This window comes from Bacillus sp. TE9106W (assembly GCF_054062215.1).
Window position 1 is genome coordinate 313,379 of record NZ_JBSSFA010000001.1, and the last position, 11,925, is coordinate 325,303.

Annotated in this window: 10 protein-coding genes and 2 pseudogenes; 2 read left to right on the forward strand and 10 right to left on the reverse strand. The window is 37.3% G+C overall.

All coding sequences use genetic code 11. The annotated features are described in order from the left end of the window. Positions 1–8 precede the first annotated feature (8 nt). The 4 genes from queA to ruvA are packed head-to-tail and all read right to left on the reverse strand — an operon-like array spanning position 9 to position 2,902. Positions 9–1,061, reverse strand: coding sequence for a tRNA preQ1(34) S-adenosylmethionine ribosyltransferase-isomerase QueA (gene queA / locus ACVWY7_RS01770; protein WP_105989268.1), 1,053 nt, complete (start codon positions 1,059–1,061; stop codon positions 9–11). 19 nt (positions 1,062–1,080) lie between these two features. Beyond that, the gene (locus ACVWY7_RS01775) at positions 1,081–1,281 is read right to left on the reverse strand and encodes a DUF2905 domain-containing protein (RefSeq protein ID WP_000138162.1); all 201 of its coding nucleotides are present in this window, start codon (positions 1,279–1,281) and stop codon (positions 1,081–1,083) included. Then, complete coding sequence (gene ruvB / locus ACVWY7_RS01780; protein WP_000344456.1) at positions 1,278–2,279, reverse strand: Holliday junction branch migration DNA helicase RuvB; 1,002 nt, start codon at positions 2,277–2,279, stop codon at positions 1,278–1,280. The genes ACVWY7_RS01775 and ruvB overlap by 4 nt, the downstream gene beginning before the upstream one ends. Positions 2,280–2,284: 5 nt before the next feature. Further along, a complete protein-coding gene (ruvA, locus tag ACVWY7_RS01785; RefSeq protein WP_000464508.1) occupies positions 2,285–2,902 on the reverse strand; it encodes a Holliday junction DNA helicase RuvA in 618 nt (205 codons plus the stop codon). 188 nt (positions 2,903–3,090) lie between these two features. Here ruvA and ACVWY7_RS01790 point away from each other — a divergent pair, with 188 nt between their 5' ends. Next, the gene (locus tag ACVWY7_RS01790; RefSeq protein WP_105989270.1) at positions 3,091–4,035 is read left to right on the forward strand and encodes an iron-hydroxamate ABC transporter substrate-binding protein; all 945 of its coding nucleotides are present in this window, start codon (positions 3,091–3,093) and stop codon (positions 4,033–4,035) included. A gap of 12 nt (positions 4,036–4,047) precedes the next feature. On the opposite strand, the gene ACVWY7_RS01795 is transcribed toward ACVWY7_RS01790, so the two are convergent. After that, complete coding sequence (locus ACVWY7_RS01795) at positions 4,048–4,578, reverse strand: BofC C-terminal domain-containing protein (protein WP_000871171.1); 531 nt, start codon at positions 4,576–4,578, stop codon at positions 4,048–4,050. A 432-nt stretch (positions 4,579–5,010) separates the two neighbouring features. On the opposite strand from ACVWY7_RS01795, the gene ACVWY7_RS01800 reads away from it, so the two are divergent. Further along, complete coding sequence (locus ACVWY7_RS01800) at positions 5,011–5,454, forward strand: branched-chain amino acid ABC transporter substrate-binding protein (protein ID WP_105989272.1); 444 nt, start codon at positions 5,011–5,013, stop codon at positions 5,452–5,454. A 33-nt stretch (positions 5,455–5,487) separates the two neighbouring features. Here the strand turns inward: ACVWY7_RS01800 and ACVWY7_RS01805 are convergent, their stop codons facing one another. The 5 genes and pseudogenes from ACVWY7_RS01805 to nadB form a co-directional block, all read right to left on the reverse strand. Then, positions 5,488–6,132: a YhcN/YlaJ family sporulation lipoprotein gene (locus ACVWY7_RS01805; protein WP_001093538.1), complete on the reverse strand. Its 645-nt coding sequence runs from the start codon at positions 6,130–6,132 to the stop codon at positions 5,488–5,490. 1,872 nt (positions 6,133–8,004) lie between these two features. After that, positions 8,005–8,167: pseudogene (gene safA, locus ACVWY7_RS01810) on the reverse strand (SafA/ExsA family spore coat assembly protein); the annotation flags it as partial. A 226-nt stretch (positions 8,168–8,393) separates the two neighbouring features. Next, positions 8,394–9,500: a quinolinate synthase NadA gene (gene nadA, locus ACVWY7_RS01815; protein WP_000025285.1), complete on the reverse strand. Its 1,107-nt coding sequence runs from the start codon at positions 9,498–9,500 to the stop codon at positions 8,394–8,396. Between the two features lie 30 nt (positions 9,501–9,530). Then, complete coding sequence (gene nadC / locus ACVWY7_RS01820) at positions 9,531–10,364, reverse strand: carboxylating nicotinate-nucleotide diphosphorylase (protein ID WP_001092237.1); 834 nt, start codon at positions 10,362–10,364, stop codon at positions 9,531–9,533. A 19-nt stretch (positions 10,365–10,383) separates the two neighbouring features. Continuing rightward, positions 10,384–11,914 (reverse strand): annotated as a pseudogene (gene nadB / locus ACVWY7_RS01825) (L-aspartate oxidase). Positions 11,915–11,925 lie beyond the last annotated feature (11 nt).

Sequence of the window (11,925 nt, forward strand, 5' to 3'; positions counted from 1 at the left end):
TACTCCTTTTATTTGTTTCCCATTTTAGCGTGAGATGCAACGAACATTGCATCACCGAAGCTAAAGAAACGATATTTTTCTTTTACTGCTTCATTATAGGCATGAAGTACATTATCTCTGTTTGCAAATGCACTTACAAGCATAATTAATGTTGATTTCGGTAAATGGAAGTTTGTAATTAAACCATCAATTGCTTTAAATTCATAACCTGGGTACATAAAAATATCTGTCCAGCCAGAAGCAGCACAAAGCTTGCCGTCATAATCTGTCGCAATTGTTTCTAACGTACGAGTTGAAGTCGTACCTACCGTAATAATACGTCCACCATTCTCTTTTACACGGTTTAATAATGCCGCTGTCTCTTCAGACATATGGTAATATTCTGCGTGCATATGGTGCTCTTCAATCGTATCAGCAGAAACTGGTCTAAATGTTCCAAGCCCTACGTGAAGTGTAATAAATGCTAACTCAACGCCTTTTTGTTTTAACTTCTCCAGTAACTCTTCTGTAAAGTGAAGTCCTGCAGTCGGCGCTGCTGCTGAACCGATTTCTTTCGCATATACTGTTTGATAGCGATCGCGATCTTCTAGCGTCTCTTTAATATATGGAGGAAGTGGCATTTCTCCAAGTTCATCTAAAATTTCATAGAAGATGCCGTCATATGAAAATTCAAGCTGACGTCCACCTTGATCTGCAGTTCCTGTGCAAGTTGCTTTTAATTTCCCTTCGCCAAAAGAGATAACAGTTCCTTCTTTTACACGTTTCGCTGGCTTAACAAGCGTCTCCCACTTATCGCCTTCTTCCTGTTTTAAAAGAAGTACTTCAATGTGTGCGCCTGTATCTTCTTTCACACCGTGCAAACGAGCTGGCATTACTTTCGTTTCATTTAAAACTAAGCAATCCCCCTCATGTAAGTAAGAAAGAATGTCCGTAAAATGTTTATGCTCAATATCCCCTGTTTCGCGGTCTAACACCATTAATCTTGATGTTTCACGCTCTTCTAATGGGACTTGTGCAATAAGTTCTTCTGGTAAATGAAAATCAAACAGATTAATATCCATAACTATATCCACCTATTTCTTATTTGAATCGATTTATTATATACATAATAAAAGATAATACAATACTTAACACAATACATGTAATGATAGGAAAATAAAAGGTAACGTTTCCTTTTTTCACAAAAATATCGCCTGGAAGCCTTCCAATGAACTTCCAAGCTAATCCAACAACGATAAGTAAGATACCTGCTGTAATAAGCAATTTCGGCATCTCCGTCATACTTTTGGCATCTCCATTCCAAAATGCTCATATGCAAGTGGCGTTACAATCCGGCCCCTTGGCGTTCGTTGTAAAAAGCCAATTTGTAATAAATATGGCTCATACACATCTTCAATCGTATGAGATTCTTCTCCAATCGTTGCCGAAACCGTTTCTAGTCCAACTGGGCCACCGCGGAATTTCTCAATAATACCAAGCAATAATTTATGGTCAATATGATCTAGACCTAATTTATCTACTTGCAGCAATTCTAATGCCATTTGCGTAATTTCCATCGTAACTGTTCCGTTACCACGAACTTGTGCGAAATCTCGTACACGTCGTAATAAACGATTCGCAATACGAGGTGTACCACGAGCACGTCTTGCAATTTCTAGTGCAGCTAACGAATCAATTTCAACTTCAAATACTTCTGCTGTACGTTCCACAATCGCAGAAAGCTGATCTACTGTGTAATACTCTAATCTTGAAAGTACACCGAAACGGTCACGTAATGGCGCTGATAATGCTCCCGCACGCGTCGTTGCTCCAACTAATGTAAATGGCGGTAAATCTAAACGTACAGATCGCGCTGACGGTCCTTTTCCAATGACAATATCAAGGCAAAAATCTTCCATTGCAGGATATAGTACTTCTTCAATTGATCTATGCAAACGATGAATTTCATCAATAAATAATACATCCCCTGGTTGAAGCGATGTTAATACAGCTGCTAAATCTCCTGGCCTTTCGATTGCTGGACCTGAAGTTGTTCTAACATTTACGCCCATTTCATTGGCAATAATATTCGCAAGCGTCGTTTTACCAAGTCCTGGTGGTCCATATAAAAGCACGTGATCTAACGTTTCTTCACGCATTTTTGCCGCTTCAATAAACACTTCTAAATTATGTTTCGCTTTATCTTGGCCAATATACTGACGGAGCGTCTGTGGCCGTAATGAATATTCTAAATCCGCATCTTCATATGCAGATTCCCCTGAAAGGAGACGTTCGTCCATTATACTCACCTCTTACCATTTAGTAAAAGACTAAGTGCCTTTTTAATATACTGATCCGTCGTTAATGATTCTTTTAATAACTCTGGTACAACGCGAGAAACTTCTCGTTCTGCGTATCCAAGTGCGCGCAGAGCTTCCAGCGCCTCATCAAGCTCAGCTGACGAACCTTTCTTCTCATCAAAACGTTCTTCGTCTGAGAATAAATCAACAAATGCATCTGGTACAACGTCTGCTAGTTTTCCTTTTAAATCTAAAATCATTTGGCGTGCTGTTTTCTTTCCGACGCCCGGGAACTTCACTAAAAACTTCTCGTCTTCATGTTCAATCGCTTGAACGACCTGTCCTGTTTGACCAGAAGCTAAAATTGCAAGAGCGCCTTTCGGTCCAATACCAGACACACCTAACAACTTTGTAAATAATAAACGCTCTTCACGTGTTTTAAACCCGTAAAGTGCCATAATATCTTCTCTCACATAATGATATGTATAGACACGGATTTCTTGCTTACTTCTTTGAAATACATACGGATTCGGTGTGAAAATTTGATAACCAATTCCATTATGATCAATTACGACATATTCCGGTCCTACATACTCCACGTAACCTGTAACATATTCAAACAAAATACGATCTCTCCCTCTTAAATCATGTATTCCATTTTAACATATTTAATGATAGAAAAGCGAGACTACCCCAACAAATGTTCTCTATTTGAAACTTCTGTTATTTTCCATTGACAGAAAGGTTAAAGCACATTAATATACAGTAGTCGATAATGATTATCAATACTAATTAAAGGGGTTACATCAGGATGAAACGTAAGCTATTTATTTTATTTACTATTATGCTAGTTGTTCTTTCTATCGTTGGCTGTTCTTCTCAAAAAGAAGAATCAAAAGCAAAAGAACAACCGAAAACAAAAGTTGTAAAACACGCTAAAGGGGAAGCTACAATTCCAGTAAATCCAAAGAGAATTGTTGACTTATCTGGATCAACAGAAGAATTATTACTTCTTGGACACAAACCTGTTGGTACAGCAAATACATACAAAGATAAAATCCAAAAGCATTTGACAGAAAAGCTAGATGGAGTAAAGGCAGTAGGTTGGTACTGGGCACCTAAAGTTGATTTAGAAGCTGTTACTGCTTTGAAACCAGACTTAATTATTTTGAACAATCGTCAATTAAAAATTTATGATCAACTAGAAAAGGTTGCACCGACAGTTGTTCTAGAAACAAACTTAGAAGACTGGCGCGGTAAGTTTAAAGAAGTAGGTAAACTATTTGACGAAGAGAAAAAAGCAAACAAATGGATTGCAGACTACGATAAAAAAGCCGACTCTTTATCTAAAAAAATTAAAGAGAAAACAAAAGATGACAGCTTTATGTTCGTCGCAGTTACACCACAAAACTTCCGTGTGTACGGTAGCTTCGGGTACGGTGACATCATCTTTAACGACTTAAAACTTCCAGCAACAAAAGGTACAGATTTAAAACAAACGATGGCACAAGTATCGCTAGAAGGTCTTGTTGCATTCCAACCTGATCAAATGTTTATTGTAAACTTTGGCGGTGAAGCTGATAAAGTTTACAAAGACTACAAAAACAGTGCCGTTTGGAAAGACAATAAAGCTGTAAAAAACAATCACGTATATGAAGTATCAAACGAAATTTTCAATACGAAAGCTTTCAATCCAATCGGAAAAGATATGCTAATTGATGAAATCGCAAAAGAAATTTTAGCTAAGAATAAATAAGAAAAAAGCAGCTCACCATGAGCTGCTTTTTTTCTTATTTTGCACTGCGTATTGTTTCATTTTTTCAATCGTCTTCACAAAACCTTCTTTTGATTTAATCCGAATACCGCGCTTCAATTTCGCACGCTCATAACTCTCAAGCTTTTTCATATCAATTTGAAAGAAGGAATGAATCGCATTATCACTTTTCGGTACACCTTTGAAAATTTGTAATATCCCTTCCTCTGATACTCCAAAATAACCGCTCGTTTTCAATAACGGAGAAATATCATCAACTTTCTTTTGTAATACAATTTGCACATCATCACGATCAACGAGTTGCCATTCTTTATACTGCTGTAAAAACTTTTCTAAATCCGCCACTTTTTCTGTAAAGATTTCCTCACTTACTTCTCCATCAACATACATACGCTCTAATAAAATTGTAACTTCCGGTTCTTTTTCTGTTACTTCTGGTACTGGCCCTTCCGCCTTCACATTCGTTTCATAAACGAAACAAAACATCATAACGAAAGCTTGCATCGCAATCAGTATCCATTTCATTTCCGTTCACCTCTTTTAGGCAAGATCAAACTTTCATTAGTAGTTTTTCCGGAAATGGAGGTTTTATCCATATAAATGACCGTATTACATTTCTCTCAAAAATAAAAAAATGCAGATAAAGTTTTATCCTTATCTGCATTAGCATTTGTTTTATATAAAATGAAAGACGCCTGCAAAGCAGGCGTCTTGATGCGTTTACGGCGAGAGACCAGGCGACCACATTCGCGTGTTTAGCACTTAAGCATATCTCTCGTCTTACGTAAATTAGCTCATCGCTTTGCTAATATAACATTAATAAAGTATAAGTGCAACATGTTTATAAAAATATTTTATTTCCTCTTTCACCTAAATGAACTTTATGTAAATTATAAATTGATAAATGTAACATATATATTACATTTAATATAACAGCGAAATCATAATAAACAGGAGATGGATATTGTGAAAAAAATAAAGGACGAACGTCTCATTCTGCAAACATTGAAAAATATACGTATTGTCTTTCTTTTTCAATACATTGGCATAGTTGGAATTTTAGGCTATATTGGATTCACTGAAGGAATGGATCAAATTACGAAATCTCCATTGTGGCTATTATTTATGCTTACGAGTATTTTACTTGCTTATTTACAGTTAAGTGTTTCAATCGATGTAGAAGAAGGCGAAAAGGAAATAAAGTTAACTCCTTATTACAAACTTGTTTTACGCTCTCTTATTGTAGGAATCGTTATGGCCATTATTTATATCATTTTCAGTCCAGAAAGACCTCTATTGGAAGCTATTTTAACAGGTAGTATTCTCTTCATATGCTTTTTAGTTTCTTATTCCATTAGTTATTTTATTAAAAAGCGTCGTTTACAAGACGACGATGAATAAAGAGGAAGGGCTCACCCTTCCTCTTTTGTTTTGTTATCGCACTGTACCAGTTAAACCGTAACGAATGTCTCGGAACATATTCACTATGTCACGATTAAAATCGTTTGTAACTGTACCGTTACGTAAGCGTGTACTCATTGCATCGACACGAGTAAACATGTCATTTCTTACAGAAACATATACATTTCTGTTTCCAACTTCATTTGCAACAGCTTGACGAATTTCGTTCGCCATTGCCGTTTCATTTGTCACTGTGTTACGTGGTTTTACCGCAATCGCTACATCATTTCCATATACAACTGTAGACACACGGTCTACGTTATTCATACGTTTCACACGATTTGTAATTTTTTCTGCAGTTTTACCATCATTGTTGATGTATGAATTGTTCATTGTAATATTACGTGTTGGATGCGGATTAGCAATTTGACCGTTGTAATTTACATCACGGTAATAGTTGTATCCTGTATCATTACGACCATTTCTATATGTTACATAGTCTGTATAACGATTGTTACGCGTCACATTATCACGATACTGGTGTGTATCATTATAAGATGTACGCTCGTAATTGTAGTTACGTCCATCCATTGCATTGTTATCTTTTGGTGTACCACATGCAGCTAATGCACTAGTAACTAACAAAGAAGCAGCAATCACTTTTACTTTCGTATTCAATACAAAAACCCCCTCTGTTAGAATGAGCTTCTCTTCTAAAAAGCTCCCTCTTATGATGAGTAACAGAGAAGGTTTTTACACTGTTAATATTTCACTGGGGATTTTCTAACATTTGGTGTAAATCTTCCGTTTCCAGAACGAATCTACATACAAAAAAGGTGGGAATCATCCCACCTTTTTAAACTTCTTCTTCATCCTCTTCTTCTGAAACTGGCTCCCCAAATACATTTGGCGGATCAGGTTGATAGTACATCGTTCCTGGCTGTGGTGCATATGCTGACTGAGTTGGTTGATAATATAAAGGATTCGCATATTGCGGCCCACCTGGCTGCGGACTATATAGTCTACTTTCTCCACCACACCCACAATCTTCCTCACCTTGCACGAGCGGTGGCATATTATTATCCATCGGCATCATATTTGGATTTGGCATAGACGTATATTGCGGTCCAAACGGTGCTCCTTGCTGATATGGCATTTGATATGGATTTTGTTGTTGATAATACGGATTCGGCGGCATCATAGGCTGTTGATACGGCATTTGATATGGCATCATATTCGGTGGTTGATTGTTATCCATAATCGGCATCATATTCGGCATTTGGTTGTTATCCATAATCGGCATCATATTCGGCATTTGGTTGTTATCCATAATTGGCATCATATTTGGCATTTGATTATTATCCATAATTGGCATCATATTTGGCATTTGATTATTATCCATAATCGGCATCATATTTGGCATTTGATTATTATCCATAATTGGCATGATGTTTGGTGGTTGATTATTGTCCATGATTGGCATAATGTTTGGTGGTTGATTATTGTCCATGATTGGCATAATGTTTGGTGATTGATTATTGTCCATGATTGGCATAATGTTTGGTGGTTGATTGTTATCCATGATCGGCATGATGTTTGGTGGCTGATTATTATCCATAATTGGCATGATATTTGGCACTTGAATATTTGGCGGTATTACTTGCGGAATCACTACATTTTCTTTCGATACATTTGGCGACACTATGTTTCCTACATTTTCTTTCTTTACTTGCGGTGATACTATATTTCCTACATTTTCTTTCTTTACTTGCGGTGATACTATATTTCCTACATTTTCTTTCTTTACTTGCGGTGATACTATATTCCCTACATTTTCTTTCTTTACTTGCGGTGATACTATATTTCCTACGTTTTCTTTCTTCACTTGCGGTGATACTATGTTTCCTACATTTTCTTTCTTTACTTGCGGTGATACTATGTTATCTTTTTTCGTTTGCGGGGAAATGATGTTATTAGGTTTCATTTTAGTAATTTGAGGAGCAATTAATTCGCTTCCTTTTTTAATTACATCTGAAATTTTATATTCTTTTTTCGCTTTTATTGGTGGTTGCGGTGGCTGTGGTAACACATTCACCGAAAACTTCGTATTGTCTTTCTCTGCTGGTTTTTGTTTTTCTATAACAGGTGGTTTTGGGATAACAGACGGTTTTTCAACTGGTTTTTCTATTTGAATTGGCTTTTCTTTTTGCAATTCTTTTTGAGGCTTTACCTGTACTTCTTTTTGCGGTGTCACTTGCATTTCCTTCTGTGGTTTTACCTGTACTTCTTTTTGTGGTGTCACTTGCATTTCCTTCTGTGGTTTTACCTGTACTTCTTTTTGTGGTGTCACTTGCATTTCCTTCTGTGGTTTTACTTGCACTTCTTTTTGTGTTTGTTGCATAGCAGGCTGCTGTGTAATTGGCGCTGATTGATACGTAACTTCTTCTTCATCTTCTATTCCAAGTGGAGTTGGAGTTGCTGCAAATTCTTTTTGTTGCACTTCTTTTACGTATTGTTTTGGAGGTGCTGAGCCTGCACCAGCATGTTGTTTCACCTGAACGCCGTTTGATGGTACTTTAATTTTCATACCTGGCATGATGAGATCCGGATTACTAAGTTGTGTATTTGTTTGTTTCAGCGTATCAAAATCCACTCCGTACTTTTTCGCAATTTTCCAAAGGGTATCCCCTTTTTGCACGATATGAATTTTCAAATTTTCCCCCTCCTGTATAACTTATCTATAAGTAACAAATCTCATGAAGTAACTCTTTCTACATAACGTTAACTTCTTTTCATTTTCATCACTTCTTCGATTTTCAATATCATTTGAAGTGGAATAAGCATAAAAAAATCACAATGATTTCTTCAAAACAATGTATGCCCATTTCGTTCTCGTTATGATTACATGTATGAAAAAAAGCAACGGGAATCCCGCTGCTTCACACACGCTCTAACATACGATTTAATGCAAGAACCGCTTCTTCAGTTACTTGTTTATCTACGCTAATAACGTTAATTTCTTCTCCTCTTTCTATCGTTTCAAGTGCCCATAATAAGTGCGGCAAATCAATTCGGTTCATCGTTAAACATGGACACATAAACGGATTAAGTGAAACAATTTCTTTATCTGGGTGTTGTTGAATAATTCGGTTCACTAAATTCATTTCTGTACCAATCGCCCATTTACTTCCGGATGGAGCCGATTCAATCATATCAATAATGTATTTCGTTGAACCTGCATAATCCGAAGCAGCTACAACTTCATAGCAACATTCCGGATGTACAATAATATTCATATCCGGATGATTTTTCCGTACATTCTCTATATTTTTCACTGTAAAGTTTTGGTGAACTGAACAATGCCCTTTCCATAAAATCACTTGAATTTCTTCTATATCTCCATCGTACTCTAATGAATCAGTATGTGGATCCCAGACTGCCATTTTATCTAACGGGATACCTAAGTCGTACGCTGTATTTCTCCCTAAATGTTGATCCGGTAAAAAGACGAGACGCTCTTTTTGCGTAAACGCCCAAGATACCATTTGTTTAGCATTAGAAGACGTTACTGTTGCTCCGCCATTACGACCACAAAACGCTTTAATGGCAGCCGTAGAGTTCACATACGTTAACGGAATCATCGTATCTCCAAATAATTTTGTGAGCTCTTTCCACGCTCTTTCTGTTTGTTCAATATCTGCCATATCTGCCATCGAACAACCTGCACGCATATCTGGTAAGATGACAACTTGTTCATCTGTTGTTAACATATCTGCTGTTTCTGCCATAAAGTGTACACCGCAAAATACAATATATTTTGCTTCTTTATTGCTCGCTGCAACTTGCGCAAGCTGAAGTGAATCTCCTGCTGCATCAGAAAATTGTACCACTTCATCTTTTTGGTAATGATGGCCTGGAATAAATAGTGTTTCCCCCATTTTTTCTTTAATTTCACGAACACGCTTCTCCATATCTTCTGTTGGCATCGTGTAATAACGCTCTGGTAACATCGTTTCAATCGGTTGTACTTTTTCTAAAATACTCATATTTCTTTCTCCCCCTCTAAGCCACTTTCCTTATGCCTCAATATTGAAACTAATATCAAGTGCTTTCACTGAGTGTGTTAATGCTCCAAGTGAAATGTAATCTACCCCTGTTTTTCCGTATTTCGATAAATCTTCAATTGTAATGCCTCCCGATGCTTCCGTAACAATGGCACTCGGTACAATCTTTGAAAACTCTCGAATCTCATCTGGCGTACGGTTATCAAACATAATAATATCCGCACCAGCAGCTACAGCCTCTCTCACTTGTTCTTCCGTTTCTGTTTCCACTTCTACTTTCACCATATGTCCTAATTTTTCTTTCACCGACGTAACAGCTTTCGTAATAGAACCAGCAAAAGCAATATGATTGTCTTTGATCATGACACCGTCATATAAGCCGAAACGGTGATTAAATCCGCCTCCGCATACAACTGCATACTTATCAAACATACGTAGCCCTGGCATCGTTTTTCTCGTATCACAAATACGTGTATGGCTGCTATCTAAAGCGAGAACCGCTTTACGCGTCATCGTCGCTATTCCGCTCATACGCTGGATAACGTTTAATATAACGCGCTCTGCCGTTAATAACGAAGCAATTGGCCCTTGCACTGTTGCGATTATTTCGCCTTTTTCTACAAGATTTCCATCTTTTTTATGAAGCTCCACTTTAATTCTCTCATCAATTAATTTAAACCCTTCTTCAATGACTAAACGTCCCGTAAAGACCCCTGTATCTTTCGCAAGAAATGTTCCTTTTGAAAGTAAATTGTCTGGAAAAATAAGCTGGGATGTTACATCTCTTTCTCCTATATCTTCTAGAAAAAATCGATTTAATGCTTCTTTCACTTTTATCGTATTCATAAAGCCCCTCTTCCCCTCATTACACAAGTTGTAGTTTTCTTTTCACTCGAATGATCTCTTTTTTTTACGCTATTTCTATGTGGATAATCACTTCGATAATGACCACCAATACTCTCTTCTCTTTGTAAAACTGATACAACGATAAGCTCACAAACTGTTAACATATTAATAAGCGTTATCTCTTCATTTGTAAGAGCATCATGTTGCAATATCATATTTCGAACACCGTATTTACTAAGCCATCTTTTCGCATAAGATAAACTTTGCTCTGTTCGTACAATCCCAACATATTTCATCATGCATTCTTGTATTTCTTCTTTCGTCGGCAAATGATTTAGAACGATAAATTTCTTTTCCTTCTCAGCGAAGTCGTTCAATCTGTCTTGTGTCGCTTTCGTTAAAATATGCTGTCCTATTCTTTTTCCAAACACAAGACCTTCTAATAACGAATTACTCGCTAATCTATTTGCTCCATGAACACCATTACAAGCTACTTCACCGACTGCATATAAATTTGGAATAGACGTCTCCCCATCAATGTTTGTTTTCACACCGCCCATATGAAAATGAGCTCCGGGTACGACCGGAATGCGTTTTTTAGTAATATCAACACCATTCTTTTTACACAATGCTGATACAGTTGGAAAACGTTCTTGGAAATTTTGGATAGACTCGATATTCAAATACACTTTTTCACCCGACAAAAGCTGTTCATGAATCGCTCTTGCCACCACATCACGCGGTGCGAGATCGTAATCATCGTGTATATCCATCATAAAACGCTGCCCTTTTCCATTTATAAGGACAGCTCCTTCACCACGGACAGCTTCAGAAACGAGGCCACAGCATCGCCCGCCTGCATATAACATTGTTGGATGAAATTGTACAAACTCTAAATCTACGAGCTCGCCGCCTGCGCGGTATACCATCGCAAGTCCATCACCCGTAATTGTTTTATCATTAGAAGTAAAGGCGTATAAACCACCAACCCCGCCTGAGGCTAGCACAGTATAATCTGCATCATAACGCTTCAACTTCCCTTCACTATCTCGCGTTAAAACTCCAACACATTTTTCACTTTCTATAATAAAATCAAGCACCATTTCCTGTTCCACTACCGTAACATGCGGAACTACTTCTTGAACGAAATGCTCTAATAAATTCTTTCCTGTTGCATCGCCACCTGCATGTAAAATACGACGCTTTCGATGTGCACCTTCTTTTCCAAGATGGGGACCCGTTTCATCTCCATCAAATTGCATTCCATTTTCAATGAGATTCTTCATTTCTTTCGGTCCTTCTTCAACTAAATAACGGACCACATCTTCATTGTTATAATGACATCCTGCTACTAATGTATCTTCAAAATGATCATTCGGATCGTCATATGTAGCAACCGCTGCGGCAATTCCACCTTGCGCTAAATGTGTATTATTATTACGATTCGTTTCCTTTGTGATAACAATCACATTCTTTTCGTGACAAATCTCTTTTGCAACACGAAGTGCCGCAACACCACTTCCAATAATTAAGACATCTGCACTTGGCATAATTGTTGCCT